At 60.5% G+C, this 18,886-nt stretch carries 17 protein-coding genes; 10 read left to right on the plus strand and 7 right to left on the minus strand.

What is annotated here, in order from left to right:
- The first annotated feature begins 52 nt into the window (after window positions 1–52).
- The 3 genes from FN828_RS04225 to FN828_RS04235 are packed head-to-tail and all read left to right on the plus strand — an operon-like array spanning window position 53 to window position 3,611.
- Window positions 53–1,159 (plus strand): ABC transporter permease, encoded by a 1,107-nt coding sequence (locus FN828_RS04225; RefSeq protein ID WP_142492147.1) that lies wholly within the window; start codon window positions 53–55, stop codon window positions 1,157–1,159.
- On the plus strand, window positions 1,156–2,073 hold the full coding sequence (locus FN828_RS04230) for an ABC transporter permease (RefSeq protein ID WP_142492148.1): 918 nt from the start codon (window positions 1,156–1,158) through the stop codon (window positions 2,071–2,073). Before FN828_RS04225 ends, FN828_RS04230 begins: the two co-directional genes overlap by 4 nt.
- A 53-nt stretch (window positions 2,074–2,126) precedes the next feature.
- On the plus strand, window positions 2,127–3,611 hold the full coding sequence (locus FN828_RS04235) for an ABC transporter ATP-binding protein (protein WP_142492149.1): 1,485 nt from the start codon (window positions 2,127–2,129) through the stop codon (window positions 3,609–3,611).
- A gap of 23 nt (window positions 3,612–3,634) precedes the next feature.
- Here FN828_RS04235 and FN828_RS04240 read toward each other — a convergent pair whose 3' ends face one another.
- Complete coding sequence (locus FN828_RS04240) at window positions 3,635–4,414, minus strand: IclR family transcriptional regulator (protein WP_142492150.1); 780 nt, start codon at window positions 4,412–4,414, stop codon at window positions 3,635–3,637.
- A 164-nt stretch (window positions 4,415–4,578) separates the two neighbouring features.
- Between FN828_RS04240 and FN828_RS04245 the strand changes: the two genes are divergently transcribed.
- Genes FN828_RS04245 through FN828_RS04275 form a run of 7 tightly spaced genes read left to right on the plus strand, consistent with a single transcriptional unit; the run spans window position 4,579 to window position 11,208 of the window.
- Complete coding sequence (locus FN828_RS04245; RefSeq protein ID WP_142492151.1) at window positions 4,579–5,781, plus strand: CaiB/BaiF CoA transferase family protein; 1,203 nt, start codon at window positions 4,579–4,581, stop codon at window positions 5,779–5,781.
- 3 nt (window positions 5,782–5,784) lie between these two features.
- Window positions 5,785–6,951, plus strand: a complete 1,167-nt coding sequence (locus FN828_RS04250; protein WP_142492152.1) for an acyl-CoA dehydrogenase family protein — start codon at window positions 5,785–5,787, stop codon at window positions 6,949–6,951.
- 11 nt (window positions 6,952–6,962) lie between these two features.
- Window positions 6,963–7,427, plus strand: coding sequence for a MaoC family dehydratase (locus tag FN828_RS04255; protein WP_142492153.1), 465 nt, complete (start codon window positions 6,963–6,965; stop codon window positions 7,425–7,427).
- Window positions 7,427–8,281 carry an HpcH/HpaI aldolase/citrate lyase family protein gene (locus FN828_RS04260; RefSeq protein WP_142492270.1) on the plus strand — a complete coding sequence of 285 codons (855 nt, stop codon included), beginning with the start codon at window positions 7,427–7,429 and terminating at the stop codon, window positions 8,279–8,281. Before FN828_RS04255 ends, FN828_RS04260 begins: the two co-directional genes overlap by 1 nt.
- 13 nt (window positions 8,282–8,294) lie before the next feature.
- Complete coding sequence (locus tag FN828_RS04265) at window positions 8,295–8,882, plus strand: TRAP transporter small permease (protein WP_185958925.1); 588 nt, start codon at window positions 8,295–8,297, stop codon at window positions 8,880–8,882.
- Entirely contained in the window at window positions 8,879–10,165 is a 1,287-nt protein-coding gene (locus FN828_RS04270) for a TRAP transporter large permease (protein WP_142492155.1), read from the plus strand. Before FN828_RS04265 ends, FN828_RS04270 begins: the two co-directional genes overlap by 4 nt.
- A 29-nt stretch (window positions 10,166–10,194) precedes the next feature.
- Complete coding sequence (locus FN828_RS04275; RefSeq protein WP_142492156.1) at window positions 10,195–11,208, plus strand: TRAP transporter substrate-binding protein; 1,014 nt, start codon at window positions 10,195–10,197, stop codon at window positions 11,206–11,208.
- Window positions 11,209–11,271: 63 nt separating this feature from the next.
- On the opposite strand, the gene FN828_RS04280 is transcribed toward FN828_RS04275, so the two are convergent.
- The 6 genes from FN828_RS04280 to FN828_RS04305 form a co-directional block, all read right to left on the minus strand.
- A complete protein-coding gene (locus FN828_RS04280) occupies window positions 11,272–12,405 on the minus strand; it encodes a M20/M25/M40 family metallo-hydrolase (RefSeq protein ID WP_142492157.1) in 1,134 nt (377 codons plus the stop codon).
- Window positions 12,402–13,592 carry a M20 aminoacylase family protein gene (locus tag FN828_RS04285; protein WP_142492158.1) on the minus strand — a complete coding sequence of 397 codons (1,191 nt, stop codon included), beginning with the start codon at window positions 13,590–13,592 and terminating at the stop codon, window positions 12,402–12,404. Before FN828_RS04285 ends, FN828_RS04280 begins: the two co-directional genes overlap by 4 nt.
- A gap of 37 nt (window positions 13,593–13,629) precedes the next feature.
- The gene (locus tag FN828_RS04290) at window positions 13,630–15,291 is read right to left on the minus strand and encodes an ABC transporter ATP-binding protein (protein ID WP_142492159.1); all 1,662 of its coding nucleotides are present in this window, start codon (window positions 15,289–15,291) and stop codon (window positions 13,630–13,632) included.
- 3 nt (window positions 15,292–15,294) lie between these two features.
- Entirely contained in the window at window positions 15,295–16,182 is an 888-nt protein-coding gene (locus FN828_RS04295) for an ABC transporter permease (RefSeq protein ID WP_142492160.1), read from the minus strand.
- Window positions 16,182–17,126, minus strand: a complete 945-nt coding sequence (locus FN828_RS04300) for an ABC transporter permease (RefSeq protein WP_142492161.1) — start codon at window positions 17,124–17,126, stop codon at window positions 16,182–16,184. The genes FN828_RS04295 and FN828_RS04300 overlap by 1 nt, the downstream gene beginning before the upstream one ends.
- A 103-nt stretch (window positions 17,127–17,229) precedes the next feature.
- Entirely contained in the window at window positions 17,230–18,840 is a 1,611-nt protein-coding gene (locus FN828_RS04305; protein ID WP_142492162.1) for an ABC transporter substrate-binding protein, read from the minus strand.
- Window positions 18,841–18,886 lie beyond the last annotated feature (46 nt).

The following is an 18,886-nucleotide window of genomic DNA, read 5'->3' on the forward strand; positions in this document are numbered from 1 at the left end:
CTGCCAATGCATGATGGTGCCATACCCCAGCACCGGAGAACGTCATCCTTCCATGTCCGTCATATCCCCTACGATGCGCCGCCGTTTCCGGCCAGACGCACGCATTGCCACAATAGCAGAGGCAATCCTGATCCCTGTCGGGGCCTTGATCGTCGCGGCCCTTGTTTTTTCCGTCTTCTTGCTGGTTCTGGGCAAAGACCCGGTGCGCTTCTTTGGTCTGGTCTGGACCGGCGGGGCAGCTTCGGCGTTTTCGCTTCAGAACACGTTGCAGCGTGCCGCCCCTTTGATCCTGACCGGGCTTGCCTTTGCCGTACCCGCGCGCATTGGTCTGACGCTGCTGGGGGCCGAAGGGGCGCTGGTGCTGGGCGGGTTCACCGCCGCCGTGACTGCCATCCCGATGATACAGGCCGGATGGTCGCCGTGGATCGGATTGCCGCTTGTGGCCGGGATCGCCATGTCGGTCGGGGGTGTCTGGGTCGGATTGGCAGGATGGTTGCGACACTATCGCGGGGTGAATGAAACGATTTCGTCTTTGCTGCTGACGTATATCGCCATCGCAATCATGAACTTTCTGGTCGAGGGCGTGTTTCGCGATCCCGGATCGACCAACAAAGCGTCAACCATGCCGCTAAGCGCGGACTGGCGGATCGGTGACATCCCCGGCACGTCTGTGCATTGGGGGCTGGTCGCGGGCCTGATTCTTGCTGCGCTGCTGTGGATTTTGATGGAGCGCACCACCTTTGGGTTTTCTGCTCGTATCGCAGGCGGCAACCTGCGCGCGGCACAGGCACAGGGGTTGCCCGTCGGACGGCTGGCCATCGCAAGCTGCGCCATCGCCGGAGCCTGCGCCGGATTGGCAGGATTCTTTGAAGTGGTCGCCGTCCACGGACAGGCAAATGCCTCGCTTGCGGCCAAATACGGATTTACCGGCATTCTGGTGGCGTTTCTGGCCCGTCAAAACACGCTGGCGGTGGTGCCAGTGGCCTGCCTGTTTGGCGCGCTGGCGGCGTCTGGCGGCTTGGTGCAACGCCGCATGGATATGCCAGACGCCACGATGCTGGTGCTTCAGGGGATCATCTTTGTCACCCTTCTGGTCAGTGAAACATTCTATGGGCGCTTGCCGTTTTTCCGCACTTCGCAAAGCGGGGACCGGACATGAGCGATGCAGTATTTAGTGTCCTGATGGCGATGATTGGCGGCGCGATCCGGGTTTCCACCCCGTTTCTGTTTGTCGCCTTGGGCGAAACCCTGACGGAAAAATCGGGTCGCATCAATCTGGGACTAGAAGGGAATCTGGTGCTGGGCGCGATGGTCGCCTATGCCACGTCCTATTCCACCGGAAACCCCTGGCTTGGCGTACTGGCCGCAGGCGCGGCGGGCATGGTGCTAAGCGCCGGGCATGGCTGGATTTGCAAGCTTCCCAAGGTCAATGACATTGCCGTGGGCATTGCGTTTATGAACCTTGGCACCGGGCTGGCGTTTTTCTTTGGTAAACCCTTCATTCAGCCCACCGCCCCCCGGCTGGACGCGGTGGCATTGGGGAACTGGTCCGCAACCCCGCAGGTTCGGCAGGCGCTGCTGGTCAATCCCCTGTTTTTTGTCGGGCTGGCGCTGGCTGTGATCCTGTGGTGGATGCTGAAAAGCACCCGCTGGGGGCTGACCATTCGCATGACCGGCGACAGCGCCGCGTCGGCGCGGGCAATGGGCGTATCCGTGGATCGGGTCCGCCTGCTGACCACAGCTTCGGGCGGATTTCTGGCCGGGATCGGTGGCGCGTTCCTGTCGCTGTATTACCCCGGTAGCTGGAACGAAAGCCTGTCGTCTGGACAAGGACTGATGGCCGTCGCACTGGTGATTTTTGCCCGCTGGAACCCCTTGCGTTGTGTCTGGGCGGCCCTGCTGTTCGGGGCAACCGGCGCCTTGGGGCCAGCGCTGCAATCCATCGGCATCAGTCAGGGCTACTATTTCTTCAATGCCGCCCCCTACATCCTGACATTGGTCATCATGATCATCTCGGCGCGGTCCGAAGCCGCCTCGCGGGCGGCCCCAAGCGAATTGTCAATTGTGAAATGACGGGAACAAAGCAGATGACAGCGACACAAGCCCCTTCGCTTCGTACATTTCACATGAGCAAAGCCTTCGGTCAGCTACAGGCGCTGGACGATATATCGCTTGATGTGGCAGCCGGGTCGTTTCACGCATTGCTGGGGGAAAATGGCGCCGGGAAATCCACCTTGGTGAAATGTATCATGGGCTTTTATCAGGCCGATGCCGGGCAGGTTATGTTTAACGGCCACGAAGCAAAAGTGCGCAGCCCCCGCGACGCACATGCCTTGGGCATTGGCATGGTCTATCAGCACTTTACGCTGGTTCCTTGTCTGACGGCGGCCGAAAATCTGGTGATTGCGCGGGCGGATACGCCGATGGTCATCAACTGGAAAACGGAACGGAAGCGGCTGGACGCGTTCATGGAAACCATGCCGTTTCAGGTGCGTCTGGATGCCTTGGTTTCCACGCTTTCCGCCGGGGAAAAGCAAAAGCTGGAAATCCTGAAGCTTTTGTATCTGAACCAGCGCTTCCTGATTTTGGACGAACCCACATCGGTCCTGACACCATCCGAAGCAGACGAAGTTCTGGGCGTCCTGCGGGATATGGCCCACCGGAATGACGTCACGGTTCTGATGATTTCCCACAAATTCCGAGAGGTCAAAACCTTCTGCGACAGTTTCACGGTCCTGCGGCGCGGAAAATGCGCTGGAACCGGGGACGCCAGAACCGCCAGCATCGCAGAGCTAAGCCATATGATGATCGGGGACGCGGGGCTGCGTCCGCCAGCCACCCGAACCGCCGCCCCCAAATCCGCCCCCGCGCTGCACCTGAACAATCTGTCAGCCCGCGATGTCGAAGGCCGTCATGTCGTATCGAATGTCACACTGACCGTTCCAGCCGGGCAAATCGTTGGCATTGCCGGGGTATCCGGCAACGGCCAAAGCGCCCTGATCGAGGTGCTGTCCGGGCAGCGCGCGCTGGAAAGTGGCCACATCACCGTAGGCGACGCCGCCTTTTCGCCGACACGCCGGAATTTTGACCGTTTCAAGGTTTTCGGCCTGCCCGAAGAACCCTTGCGCAATGCCGTGGTCCCCCGCATGACCGTGGCGGAAAACATTGCCTTTCGCAGCTTTGACAAATCGCCGCTGGCCAATCGGCTGGGGATACTGTCCCCCGCCCGCATCCGCAAACGGGGCGCAGAGCTGATCAACAAATTCAACGTCCACACCAGTTCCCCGGATGCACCGATTGAAACGCTTTCGGGCGGGAATGTGCAGCGCGCAGTTCTGGCGCGGGAATTGTCCGGGGCAGTGGATGTGCTGATCGTTGCGAACCCTTGCTTCGGTCTGGATTTTGCATCGGTTGCGGACATCCGGGGAAAAATCATGGAAAGCCGCAACAAAGGCGCGGCAGTTCTGCTGGTCAGCGAAGATCTGGACGAAATCTTTGAACTGGCGGATCAAATCGCGGTCATGTCCGAGGGGCAAATCACCTATCTTGCCGCAACAGCAGACACCGATACCATGCAGGTCGGGCAACATATCGCGGGGCACGGCAAATAAAGCGCCCCGGTCGTTCTGTTGTTTCACTCGACCGCAGGAAGATCGAAATTCTTCAGCGTGCGGCGACTGTGATCCGCGCCGTAGATGCGGGCAATCGTTTCGTGAATGCACCGGGCATGGTCTGCCGCTTTATCTCGCACCCGATATAGCGGCCCAGCCACGGTGATCCCGTAAATTCGATACCCATCCACCACCGGCACCGCCACCCCGCCCAGATCGGGCGAATAGTTCGACGCCGACTGAAACCAGCCCCGGCGACGGCCCTGCTCCATCTGCGCCAGCACTTCGGACAGGCTCATCGGGGTGTTTTCCCCATAGCGTTCATAACTGACCTTGCGCAACAAAACCCCCAGATCGTTTTCCGAAAGCTGCGACAGCAACGCCTGACCTGATGCCGTGGCGTGGATCGGCACACGATTGCCCTGCGCGGCGGCATAACGGACGCCGGATTGGGACTCGACCACATCGACGAATACCGCGAACAACCCGCTGGGGGCCGAAATCCACACGGTTTCCCCGGTTTCTGCGGCCAGTTCCCGCATCACCTGTATCAGCCGTTCGGGAATCGGTTCACCTTCGGCGATGGCCTTGGACAGCAACAGCCAACGCGGGGTTGGATAAAACCCGGCCCGCGCCTTGGGTTCATACAGATAGCCGCGTTCTACCAGTGTGGACAGGATATTGAACGCGCTGGATCGCGGCCAGCCGAAATGGGCCACCACCTCGGACAGGGTGGCCGGGCTTTTCCGATCCGCGAAAAATTCCAGCAATCCCAGTAGGTTTTCAACCTGTTTAACGGTCAAAGGCTTTCTCCTGTTCCGGGGGTATTTCCCGCCCCTGTTCCCGGTTGTCCAGACACGCATTCGCGCAGGCCCAGAATCCAGTTGACAAGATAGTTCGCAGATTCATTAATAGTCCAAATACTGAATTATATGTTCATATATATGAACAAATCGGAGGGAAAGCAATGGGGCCATTGGCGGGGGTGCGTATCCTTGATCTGACCACGGTTCTGATGGGACCGTATGCCACGCAGATCCTTGGGGATTTCGGGGCTGACGTGATCAAGGTGGAATCGCCCGATGGCGACGTGGTGCGCCAGATTGGCCCGGCCCGACATCCCGACATGGGGCCGCTGTTTATGAACGTGAACCGTTCAAAACGCGACATCGCGCTGGACCTGAAACGCCCCGAAGCCCGCCCCGCCATCCTGAAACTGGTGGAACAGGCCGATGTGCTGGTGACGAATATCCGCCCCCGCGCGATGGCGCGTCTGGGCCTGTCATACGAGGAACTGGCCGAACTGAACCCGCGCCTGATCTATGCCGCTCTGGTGGGCTATGACCAAACCGGCCCCTATGCGGATCGTCCCGCCTATGATGATCTGATACAGGGCGGGTCTTGTATCGCGCATGGGTTTGTGCGGGCGGGCGGGCAGCCGTCCTATGTTCCGGCAGCGGTGGCGGATCGGATCGTCGGCATGGCCGGGGTCAATGCCATTCTGGCCGCCGTGATTGAACGGATGCGATCCGGTCAGGGACAAAAGATCGAAATCCCGATGTTCGAAACCATGGTATCCATGATCATGGGGGATCACATGGGCGGGCTGACCTTTGATCCGCCGCTGGATCAGGGCGGCTATGCCCGCCACCTGTCCCCGGACCGCCGCCCCTATCAAACGCAGGATGGTTATGTCTGCGCCCTGATTTACACAGACGGCCACTGGCAACGCTTCTTTGACGCCATCGGGCGCGGCGAAATGTTTACCACGGACGACCGTTTCAGCAGTTTCACCAACCGCATGGCCAATATCGACTTTGTCTATTCTGAACTGGGCAAAATCATCCGCACCAAAACCACCGCCGAATGGCTGGACATATTTGAACGCGCTGACGTGCCTGCCATGCCCATGCACAGCTATGAATCTGTGATGCAAGACCCGCATCTGGTGGCGACCGGGTTCTTTGACACTATCGAACACCCCAGCGAAGGCACCCTGCGCCAGATGGCCGTGCCTGTCAGCTTTTCCCGCACCCCGGTGAAACCATCCCGCCCCGCCCCGCGTCTGGGCGAACACGGGGCCGAGATTCTGGCCGAGGCCGGATTTTCAGACGATGACATTGCCCAAATGCAGCAAAACGGGGCGCTGTGCGCCATGAAGAAGGACTAAGACATGGATTTTGCCCTGACCGACGACCAAACCGCGATCCGCGATGCCGTGTCCCGTATCTGCGACCGTTTCGGCGCGGATTACTGGCTGACCCGCGACCGCGAAGGCGGCTTCCCGGTGGAATTTTATGACGCGCTGGCTACCGAAGGCTGGCTGGGCATTTGTACGGACGAAGCACAGGGCGGCGCCGGGCTGGGCATCACCGAAGCCGCAATCATGATGCGCACCATTTCGGAATCCGGGGCCGGGCTGTCGGGGGCGTCTGCGGTGCATATCAACATCTTCGGGCTGAACCCCGTGGCCGTGTTTGGCACCGAAGAACAAAAGGACCGCATGATCCGCCCAATGGCCGCCGGTCAGGAAAAAGCCTGTTTCGCCGTCACCGAACCCAACACGGGGCTGAACACCACGCAGTTGAAGCTGCGCGCCGAAAAGCAGGGCGATAAATATGTGGTGAACGGACAAAAGGTTTGGATTTCCACCGCGCAAGTGGCCGATAACCTGCTGGTTCTGGCCCGCACCACCCCACTGGATCAGGTTAAATCCCCCACGCACGGGCTATCACTGTTTTACACCCCGTTCGACCGCGACCGGATCAAGGTGAACGAGATCGAAAAAATGGGCCGCAAGGCCGTGGATTCGAACGAGCTGTTCTTTGAGAACTTTGAAATCCCCGAAAGCGACCGGATCGGCGAAGAAGGCCGCGGATTTGAATACATCCTGCACGGGCTGAACCCCGAACGTATCCTGATCGCCGCCGAGGCCGTGGGGCTGGGTTTTGCCGCGTTGAAACGCGCCACCGATTACGCCAAGGAACGCGAGGTCTTTAACCGGCCCATCGGTAAAAACCAGTCGATCCAGCACCCGCTGGCGATTTGTCATGCGGAACTGGAAGCCGCGTGGCTGATGATCATGAAAGCGGCGTGGGAATACGACAATGGCCTGCCCTGCGGCGCATCCGCCAACACCGCGAAATATCTGGCGGGCGAGGCCGGGTTCAACGCCTGCCAAACTGCGGTGATGACGCACGGCGGCTTTGGCTATGCCAAGGAATATCACGTTGAACGCTACCTGCGCGAAAGCCTGATCCCCCGTATCGCGCCCGTGTCCCCCCAGCTTGCCCTGTGCTTCATCGCCGAGAAGGTGCTGGGCCTTCCGAAATCCTACTGAAAGGACCGATTATGCCCGGATTGTATTTCGAAGACTTCGAGGTTGACCGCCAGTTTCGCCACGAACTGACCCGCACCGTGACCGAAGCCGACAATACCATGTTCAGCCTGATGTCGATGAACCCGCAACCCCTTCACATTGATGCGGATTTCGCCGCAGGCACCGAATGGGGGCAGCGGTTGTTCAATTCGCTGTTCACGCTGGCGATCATGATCGGGATGACGGTGCAGGACACCACGCTTGGCACCACGATCGGCAATCTGGGCATGTCCGATGTGCGCTTCCCAAACCCGGTGTTTCATGGCGATACGCTGCGGGCGGAAACCCGGATCGTATCGAAACGCGAAAGCAAATCGCGCCCGGATACGGGCTTGGTGGAATTTGAACATAGCTGTTTTAACCAGCACGGCACGCTGGTGGCGTCCTGCCGTCGGGTGGGGCTGATGCGCAAACGCCCAACCGAAGGGGCCGCATGATGCGCAGCTTTCTGTTCGTTCCCGGCGACAGCACCCGCAAATTCGCCAAGGCTCTGGGCGGCGAGGCGGACGCGCTGATCCTTGATCTGGAAGATTCCGTAGCAGCCCCCGCCAAGGATCAGGCCCGCGTCTGCGTGGCCGAGATGCTGGGCGCGGATCGGGGCGGCAAGGCGCTGTTCGTGCGGGTGAACGCGCTGGATACCGGGTTGACGCTGACCGATCTGGCCGCCGTGATGCCCCATGCACCCGATGGGATTGTGCTGCCAAAATGCGAAGGCCCGGACGATCTGCGGCAACTGGCGCATTATCTGGCCGCGTTCGAGGCCGCGCATGATCTGCGCCAAACCCGCATTCTGGCCATTGTCACCGAAACCGCCGGTTCCCTGTTCAGTCTGGGCCAATACCGCGAGGTTGACCCGCGCCTGTGGGGGATGATGTGGGGGGCCGAGGATTTGGCCGCCTCGCTTGGGGCGCGGCAGAATGCGGAAAATGGCGTTTATCACGAACCCTTCCGACTGGCCCGCAACCTGTGCCTTGCGGGTGCTGCGGCGGCGGGCGTCGTGGCGGTGGATACGATCTGTGCCACGCTGAACGATCTGGACGCGTTAGAGACAGAGGCCCGGATCGCCCGGCGCGACGGGTTCGGGGCAAAGGCGGTGATCCACCCCAACCACGTTGCCCCGGTGAACCGCGCGTTTCAGCCAACGGAACAGGAACTGGATTGGGCGCAAAAAGTGCTGGACGCCTTCGCCGCCAATCCCAATGCTGGTGTCGTCAATATCGACGGGCAGATGATCGACAAACCGCATGAACGCGCGGCGCGTAAAATTCTGGCCGCACGCGCCCCGACCTGAACAGGAGGACACGATGGGAGGAGTTATGGAGGAGAACCGGCCGGTCAATGCGCTATCGGCGCTGTTGGCACGGGTGGAAACCGTGCTGATCGGGGTGTCAGGCGCAGCTATGGCGGCCATCATGCTGATCGTCGTGCTGGATGTATGCCTGCGCTATGTCCTGTCGTCACCGCTGACGTGGTCTTACAGCCTGATCGGGCTGTATATGGTGGGAGCGGTGTTTTTTCTGGCGCTGTCCGATACGATGCACCACCACGGCCATATCGCGCTGGATGTGTTCGTGCCCTTCCTGCCCCGGCCCGTCCGGCATTTGGCACAGGCCGCGGGCTACGGCGTGTCGACCCTGTTTATCGGCGCAATGACATGGCTGGGCTATACGCAGGCCGTCAGCGCGTTTTTATCCGATGACCGCGTGGCCGAGGCCGTGGCTTGGCCCACCTGGATTGCCTATGCGCTGCTGACCGTGGGCATGGGGGCGCTGTGCCTGCGCTGCGGCTATCGGGCTGTATTTCATCTGGCCTCCATCTTTTCCGCCCGTGATCTGGTGGAACTGCCTGCGCCGCCCAATACCGAACTCAAAACCGGAGAACACGGCGAATGAGCGTTTCCATTGTTCTGATCCTTCTTGCTGTTCTGCTGATCACCGGCCTGCCTGTCGCACTGGCGATGGGGGTATCCGGCGCTGTGGGCCTGTATATGTTCGGCGGCTGGCCTATCCTTCAGGGCATCCTGAAAACCACCCCGCTGTCCACCGCCAACAGTTATGAAATCATCACCATCCCGATGTTTATCCTGATGGCAGAATTCGTGATCATTTCCGGCGTGGCAAACGATCTGTTCCGCGCGGCAACCGTGTGGGTTGGGCGGCTGCGCGGCGGCGTAGCGATGGCAACCGCATTGGCGGGCGCCGGGTTCGGTGCGATTTCCGGGTCATCCACGGCGGCGGCGGCAACGCTAGCGTCCACCTCGATCCCGGCCATGCTGAAAGAGGGGTACGATCCCAAACTGGCGGGCGGCGTCGTGGCGATTTCCGGCACCCTGTCGATGCTGATCCCACCGTCCATTGCGCTGATCCTGTACGGGATCATCGCGGATATTCCGGTTTCTGCCCTGCTGGTGGGTGGGGTTCTGCCCGGCATTCTGGTGACGGCCACGATCATGCTGACCATCGCCTTTCTGGTCTGGCACGACCCCAGTGCCGCCCCCAAGGGGCAGGCCTATAGCATGGCACAGAAATTCGGATCGCTGAAACGGGTGGGTCCGGTTCTGATCCTGTTCTTTGCCGTCACCGGCACGATCTATTCCGGCATCGCCACCCCGACCGAGGCGGCAGGCATCGGCGCCTTCTGCGCCATGCTGATCGCTGCATGGGAACGCAAGCTGACCATTGCAAATAGCTGGCTGGCGTTGCGGTCTGCCGCGCAAACCACATGTATGATCCTGTTCATCATTCTGGGGGCGCATGTCTTTGGCTACTATTTCACCCTGACCCGCGTCACCAATGATCTGGCCGATTGGGTGGGGGCGCTGGAAGCCTCGCGCTGGGTTATTCTGGCGGTGATCCTGTTTGGCTATCTGATCCTTGGGTTTTTCATGGACCAAATCGCCATCCTGATCCTGACCGTTCCCGTGGTGCTGCCGCTGGTCTATCAACTGGGGTTTGATCCGGTGTGGTTCGGGGTTCTGATCGTCGTCACCGCCGAGGTGGGCATGGTCACGCCACCGATGGGGATGAATGTGTTCGTCGTCGCCCGATACACCCGCCGCCCGCTGGGCGAGCTGTTCCGGGGCGTCATGCCCCATGTCTGGGCGCATCTGATCGTTATTGCACTGCTGGCGGCCTTTCCGGCCATCATCCTGTGGCTGCCATCCACCATGCAGTGACAGTGTTCCAATAGGAGGAGGAGACTAAAATGAAACATACCAAACTGGGCCTTATTACCGGGCTTATGCTGAGCGTCAGCGCAGGCGCGGCTGTGGCCAAGGACGTCAGCCTGCGCGTGGCCGACAGCCTGCCGGTCGGCCACTATATCGCCGAAAACCTGCTAAAGCCGTTTCTGGCGGATGTAGAAAAATCCACCGATGGCGCGGTGGGGTTTGATTATTTCCCCGCACAGCAGTTGGGCAAGGCAAAGGACATGCTGTCGCTGACACAAACCGGCGTGGCCGACATTGGCTATATCGGGGCGTCCTATCTGGCGGATAAACTGCCGCTTAGTTCCGTGGCGCAGCTTCCCGGCACGTTCAACAGCGCCTGCGAAGGCACGATGGCCTATTGGGAAATCGCCAAACCCGGCGGTGTGCTGGATCAGGCCGAATACGCCCCCGAAGGTGTGCGCGCCCTGATGGCGCTGGCATTGCCGCCCTATCAGTTGTTTTCAGCCAAGGAAATTTCCGGCGTAGACAGCTTTCAGGGGCAGAAAATCCGCACCAGCGGCGGCTCGCAGGCGCTGGCGATGACCAAGCTGGGCAGCGTTCCGGTGCAAATGTCCGCCCCCGAAGCCCGCGAGGCCCTGTCGCGCGGCACCGTGGACGGGATCGTGTTCCCCTATGGGTCGGTCATGCCGTATGATCTGGCCCCGCATCTGAAAACCGCCACGCAGGGGCTAAACCTTGGGTCTTTCGTGCTGGCCTATATGATCAGCCAGTCGAAATACGACAGCCTGTCGCCCGAAATGCAGAAAACCCTGACCGAGGCGGGCGAACGCGCCACCAAACACGCCTGTGCCGTGATCGACGATATGGTTGGATCGGACAAGCAAAAGATCACGGATGCTGGCGTGACCTTTGTCACCCTGCCGGAAGCGGATGTGGCGAAAATCCGCGAAACGCTGAAATCCGTGGGCGATGAATGGGCCGCCGATCTGGATGGCCGGGGCCGTCCGGCGACCGAAGTCATGAAGGCCTTCATGGCGGCACTGCAATAAGCCCCTTGAATGCAAAAGGCCCCGGATGGTTCCGGGGCCTTTTTTTGCTGTATGGTGCGCGGCTTATTCCAACCGCATCAACAATCCGGCAATCAGTTTCGCGCGTTCCGCCAGACTGGACACGTCAATCTGTTCGCCCAGCGTATGCAGCCCCCTGCCCCGGACCCCAAGCGAATCCAGCGTCGGAATGCCCATATAGCCGGTGAAATTGCCATCCGATCCGCCGCCTGCGCTGGCGCTGGTCAGATCAAATCCCAATTCCGCGCACAGTTCCTTGGCCAGATCGAACATTGCCATCGTTCCCGGTTGATCGGGTTCCCAAACCGGGCGGGTGACACCGCGCGTCACCTCGAAGATCACGCCGTTTTCTTCGCCTTGCAGGGCCATCATCGCCGCCACGCCGCGATCCAGATCTTCCTGTGTCTTGGCCATGGTCAACGCCTGCGCCTCGCAACTGGAGGACACGCAATTCACCCATTGCCCGGCATGGATCACCCCAACGGAAAACGTGCAATCGTCCGAGGTCATCGCCTCGATTTCCAGTATCTTTTTCGCCATCGCGGCAATCGCAGATCGCCCATCCGCCAGCGCCGCCCCGGCATGGGACGGCTTACCCCGCGTCGACAGGTTGAACCGCGCAATCGCATAGCGCCCGATCACCGCGCCCCCATCCGGGCGGGCCGGTTCAGGAACCAGAACATATTTGTTCTTGGCCGCCTCTGCCTCGATCAGATCGCGGGTCGACGGCGTGCCGACCTCTTCGTCCGGGGTGAACAGAACGGTGATCGGCAGGGGCGATTGCATCCCCGCCGCCCCCAATGCCTTGATCGCTTCCAGACTGACGAAATTGCCGCCCTTCATGTCCTGAATGCCGGGACCATAGCAAATATCCCCTTCGCGTTTGAAGGGCAGCTTTTCCAGCGTCCCGATGGGATGCACGGTGTCCATATGCCCGGCAATCAGGATACCGGGCTGTCCGAAATCGGGATGCGGAAACCGGGCGCGGACCGATCCGCCGAACCCCATCCGCCCCGGAATACGATCCACGACCGCCCCCGCCACGGTCAAATCATAGGCCGCGATGTCCATCATCCGATCCACTGCCGCCGCGTCATAGGTGGGGCTTTCGCATTCGATCCACGGACGCAGCCGGTCCAGCATGTCGTCCGTGTCGAATTTCAAATCAAGCGGGTTCATCCTGCGGCCTCGGCTGTGGTGTTGTCCAATGGCATCCGCCGTTCCACCACCCGCGCCATGATCGACGCCCCAACCGGCAGCATTTCCGTTCCCAGCACGAAACCGGGATTATGCAGCGGCACGGTGCCGGTATGGCCCACACGGCAATAAGCACCGGGAACGACCTTGAGCATATCCGCGAAATCCTCGGAGCCGGTGGCGGGTTCATCGGTGCGGCTGATCATGTCTTCGCCCACAATGTCACGCGCCGCATCCATATAGGCATCCGACAGCGCGTCATCGTTCATCAGCACGTCAAAGACATTGCGCAGCTCTGCCGTGATTTCCACGCCATAGGCCTGCGCCATCCCGGCGCACAGGTCTTTCATCCGGGTTTCGGCGGTTTCATAGACTGAATCCTTGAAATACCGGATCGTCCCGCACAGATGCGCGGTTTCCGGCACAATGTTATAGGCGCTACCCGCATGGATTTGCGTCACCGACAGCACGCAAGCATCCAGCGGTGCCACGTTGCGGCTAACGATGGTCTGCAACTGCCCCACCAAAGACGAGGCAATCACCAACGCGTCCCGCGATTGCTGTGGCATGGCGGCATGGCTGCCCCGGCCCGTCACGGTGATGTCAAAAAACGCCGCCCCCGCCATTGCCGCGCCTTTGCAGATACCCACGCTGCCCGGTGCGCCATTGGGGGAATTGTGCATCCCGTACACTTCATCACAGGGGAAGCGATCAAACAGCCCGTCCGCCAGCATCCCGCGCGCGCCGCCCAGCCCTTCTTCGGCGGGTTGGAAAATCAGGATTGCGGTCCCGTCAAAATCACGGGTTTCCGCCAAATGTTTTGCCGCGCCCAACAGCATCGTCGTGTGGCTGTCATGGCCGCAGGCGTGCATTTTGCCCGGATTTTTCGACGAATACGGCAGGTTGGTCTGTTCGTGGATCGGCAGTGCATCCATATCGGCCCGCAGCCCCACACGTTTGCCACCTGTGCCTTTGCCCCGGACAATCCCGACAACGCCGGTTTTACCCACTCCGGTGTGGATTTCGTCCACACCGTATTCTTTCAGCTTTTCAGCGACGATGGCGCTGGTGCGCTCTTCTTCCATCCCGATTTCCGGGTGAGCGTGCAGGTCTTTGAAAATCTCGGTCAGCTCCTCGGTGCTGGCTTCGATCACGGGCAGAATGTTCATGGGGTTCTCCTTGGTATCTGTCATTGGGCGGGGGCGCTCAGGCCGCCCCCAATTCCCGGAAATTGGCAAAATCCCAGCTTCGGCCCGGTGCGGCCTCGATCAGGGAACGGGTATAATCATGCTGCGGGTTCGCCAGCACATCGGCGGCTGCCCCCTGTTCAACGACAACGCCGCGCTGCATCACCAGAACGTCGTCGCAAATCTGAGCCGCAACGCGCAGGTCGTGTGTGATGAACACGATCGTGATCCCCAGTTTTTCTTGCAACTCGTCCAGCAGGTCCAGCACTTGCGCCTGAACCGACACGTCCAGCGCCGAAACCGCCTCGTCCGCGACCAGAACATCGGGTTCCATCGCCACCGCGCGGGCAATGGCAATCCGCTGGCGCTGACCGCCGGAAAACTGGTGCGGGTAACGGTCCAGACTGTCGCGCGGCAGGCCCACGATCTCCATCAGTTCCGCCGCACGTTCGCGGGCGGCTGCGGGGGATTGGCCGTAATTCACCGGCCCTTCGACCAGACTGCGCCCCACCGTCCAGCGCGGGTTCAGCGACCGGAACGGATCCTGAAACACCACCTGCAAATGCTGGCGATGCGGCTTGAGCTGCTTGCGCGTCAACTGGGCAATATCGCTGTCACGCAGCCGGATTGCCCCGCTGGTGGGCTGGATCAGCCGCATGATACAGCGCGCAACGGTGGATTTTCCCGATCCGCTTTCCCCCACGATCCCCAGCGTCCGCCCCCGTGCCACATCAAATGTGACAGCTTTGGCCGCGTGGGTGCCGGGGTGGCGTTTGAATAAACCGCCGCCGCCATACACCATATTCAACTGTTCGACCCGCAGCACCGGATCACCACCCGGCGCCGGGCGCGCGGCGCGTGGGGTCAGGCTGGGAACCGCGGCCAGCAGCTTGCGGGTATAGTCCTTCTTGGGGTCGCGCAGCAGGGTTTCGATGGGGGCATGTTCCACCATATCCCCGTGGTTCATCACATAAACGGAATCCGCGATTTCCGCGACCACGCCCATATCATGCGTAATGAACAACACCGCCGTGCCGTGCTTTTCCTGTAGTTCGGCAATCAGGGACAGGATTTGTTTTTGCGTGGTCACGTCCAGCGCCGTTGTGGGTTCGTCCGCAATCAGCAGTTCAGGTTCCAACACCAGCGCCATTGCGATCATGATCCGCTGCCGCTGCCCCCCCGAAAGCTGGTGCGGATAGCTGCGGTACACCCGTTCCACATCCGGCAAATGGACCTGTTCCATGATGTCGATCACCCGGCGGCGGCGTTCGTCGGCGGGCAGTTTGGTGTGGCTTTCCAAAACCTCCTCGATCTGTTCACCGACCCGCAACACCGGGTTCAGCGCCGTCATCGGTTCCTGAAAGATCATCGCCACACGACGGGCGCGCATGTCCTGCATCGCGCCAGGGGATTGCGCCAACAGATCGGTGCCAGACAGCGAAATGCTGCCCCCTGTCACAAACAGCGCATCCTTGGGCAACAGCCCCATCACCGCCAGCGAGGTCACGGATTTCCCCGACCCGCTTTCGCCGACCAGACACACCGTTTCCCCCTGCCGGATGGTCAGGCTGATACCGTTCAGCACCGGCTTGGCCTTGGCGGCGGGTGGCAGGCTGACCACCAGATCAGAAATATCCAGTACGGTTTTCGCATCGTCGAAATTACGCGTTTTGAACAGCATGGGTTATTCCCCCCGTTTCTTCAGGCGCGGGTCCAGCATGTCACGCGCGGTATCGCCCAAAAGGTTGATCGACAGAATACACAGCGACAGCATCAGGCCGGGCCACAGGATCAGTTCGGGCTTGATACGGAAATACTGCCGCCCCTCGGCCATGATATTGCCCCAGGTCGGGATTTCCGTGGACACGCCCGCCCCCAGAAAGGACAGGATCGCCTCGGTCAGGATGGCAGAGGCAAGGATATAGGTGCCCTGCACGATCAGCGGCGCCATCGTGTTCGGCATCAAATGCTGAAACAGGATTTTCGGCATCGACGATCCCAGCGCCTGCGCCGCCTCGACATAGGGTTCTTCGCGGGCCGTCAGCACCACCGAACGCACCAGCCGCACCACACGCGGGATTTCCGGGATGGTGATCGCCATAATGACCGATGTGATCGACGGGCCGTTCAGCGCCACCAGCGCAATCGCCAACAGGATCGACGGGATCGCCATCAGGCTGTCCATGATGCGCATGATGATCGTGTCCAGCATACGGAAGAACCCCGCCACCAGACCGATCAGCAGGCCGATCAGCACGGACACCACCGCCGCACCGATCCCGATCAGCAATGACACCCGCCCGCCGATCAGCACCCGTGAATACAGATCACGGCCATAGGGATCGGTTCCCAGCGGATAATCCGGCATCGGGCCTTTCAGGCGCAACAACGGCTGCATTTCCAGCGGATCATGCGGGGCCAGCCACGGCGACAGAAGGGTGATGATCACAATTGCCAGCAGCACCAGCGCCGCCAACAGCGGGCCAACGCCCAGCTTTTTCAGGCCCGGTATCGAAAGCAACCGCAGCACCGATTGCATGGCCGAGGCCGGAGGAACAGAATTCATAGCCATCAGTAACGGATCCTCGGGTCGAAAATCGTATAGGAAATGTCGATAATCAGGTTCACCACGACATAGGTGCCACTGGTCAGCAGGATCATCGCCTGAATAACCGGGTAGTCCCGCGCCAGAATGGCATCGACGGTCAAACGCCCGATACCGGGGATGTTGAACACGCTTTCCGTGACCACCACACCCGAAATCAACAGGGCAAAGCCAGTGCCGATCACAGTCAGGATCGGGACGGCAGCATTGCGCAACGCGTGACGGAACAGCACTTTGCTTTCCCGCACGCCCTTGGCGCGGGCGGTGCGGATATAATCCTCGCCCAGCACTTCCAGCATTGATGCACGGGTCATCCGCGCAATCAGCGCCACATAGATCGTGGCCAGCGTAAGCGCAGGCAAAATCGCCCGGTCCAGAAAGGCCAGCACGCCCTTATCCGTGGGCGAGGCATAGCCCTGCACCGGGAACCAGTCCAACGAGATCGCAAACACCAGAATGAACAGATAGCCAATCACGAAAACCGGCACCGAAAAGCCCAGCACGGAAAAGCTCATGACGGCGTAATCCACCCAGGACCGATGCCGCCATGCGGCCACCACGCCCATTGGCACGGCAATCATCACGGCAATCACAATCGTCAGCAGCGCCATATTCAGGGTTGGGAAAATCCGCTGCCCGATCATCGTCGTAACATCGGTGCCGGAAATCAGCGATACACCCAGATCGCCCTGTAGCAACCGCCCCATCCATGTAAAGAACTGGACCAGCAGCGGATCGTTCAGGCCCATCGCCTCGCGGATACGGTTCAGTTGTTCGGGGGTCGCCATATCGCCCGCGATGATCGCGGCAGGGTCGCCGGGCGTCAGCCGCAGCAACAGGAACACGAAAATGGCGACGATCAGCATCACGGGAATGATAGCCAGAATTCGGCGGATGATATAGCCCAGCATCGACAGAGCAGCCTTTCGTCGGGATAGTTTTCAGGGGGATGGCGACAACCCTGCCGCCATCCGAAACAGGACCGCCCCAATCACAGGCCGGTCCCTTGGGCGCTCAGCCCTCTTTCTTCACGTTCCAGAACACCGGCACCGGCGAGGCCAGCATATCCACGATATTCGCGCGGCGCGCCTGCGGATTGATGTACTGCCCCAGCGGGATATACAGCACGTTTTCCAGCGTATGTGCCTGAATTTTCTTGGCTACGGCCTGCTGTTCTTCCAGCGATGCGGCTTCGACGAATTCAGCTTTCAGGGCTTCGATGGTGGGATCATCCGGCCAGCCGAACCATGCGTTATCCCCACGTCCGTTCAGCATCGGCGACACCAGCGGGCTGCTGATTTCAGGCACCAGCCAGTTGGTGAAGAAGATGTTCCAGCCCCCTTCGGCGGGCGGGTTCTGGCTGGCGCGGCGAGTCACAAGCGTTTGCCAGTCCATCGGCTGCATATCCACATTGAACCCGGCATTCCGCATGGCCTGCGCGGCAACCACCGGCTGCGCGGCCAGCGTCACCACATCGGTCGGGGCCATCAACACAATCGGGGTGCCATCATAGCTGGATTCCGCCAGCAGTTTCTTGGCCCCTTCGATGTCGCCGCCCGACGTCAGGGTTTCCGCACCCGTTGCGTCGGCCAGCGGGGTGCCGCAGCCAAAGATTGCGCCGCAAACTTCGTAGTAATCCGGGTTGCCGACCAGCGTAGCCAGAACCGCCTCTTGCGACAGGGCCATTTGGGCGGCTTGACGGACTTTGACATCATCAAACGGCGGATATTTGAAATTCATCCGGCCAATCGTCTGATACCCCATCGGTTCGCGCTTTTCATACACAACATCCGGGTCGCCATCCAGCAGCGGCAGCAAATCCACCTGAACCGCTTCGACATAGTCGATTTCACCGCCCAGCAGCGCATTCATCGCGGTTTGCACGTCCGGCATGGTGGTCCAGACCACCTTGTCTACGTTCACAACCTTGCCACCGGCCATGTTGTCCGCAGGTTCGGAACGCGGCACGTAATCTTCGTTTTTCACATAGGTGACGTTCACGCCGGGCTGGAATTCATCCACCACGAATTTGAACGGGCCAGACCCGATATGTTCCGAAATCGGTGTATCCGCCGGGGTGGCCGCAATCCGGGCAGGCATGATGAACGGCGGCAGTGCCGATTGCTTGCCAATCGTATCCAGCAGTGGGCCGAACGATTTGGTCAGTTTCCAGACCAGCGTTTTATCGTCCGTCGCGGTCAGGCTTTCGGTCACGTCCATGATCAGCTGACCACCAGCATCGCGCTTGGCCCAACGCTTCAGGGATGCTTCGGCATCTGCCATCGTGACCGGCGCACCATCGTGGAATTTCAGCCCATCGCGCAGGGTAAAGGTATAGGTCAGCCCGTCCTCCGAAACAGTCCAGTCCGCCATTTGCGGCTGCGGGGCGAATTTACCATCCACGGCCACCAGCACATCGTAAATCATATACGCATGGTTCCGGGTGATATGGGCGGTGGTGATCACCGGGTCCAGCACGCGCAGGCCGGAGTGCATCACGGCGGTGATGGTCGTTTCAGCCCAGGACGCCCCGGCTGCCAGCATCGCGGTCGAGGCCATCAGCGCGCCGGCCATCAGGCTTCGCGCGCGCAAGGCACCACGGGATCGGAAGGAATGAAAGGTCATAGTCTTCTCTCTCTGTTGCTAGTTGGTTTTATGGTTGCTCTGCCCT

Origin of the sequence: Thalassovita litoralis (assembly GCF_900182725.1) — a bacterium.
Classification (GTDB): Bacteria; Pseudomonadota; Alphaproteobacteria; order Rhodobacterales; family Rhodobacteraceae; genus Thalassobius; species Thalassobius litoralis.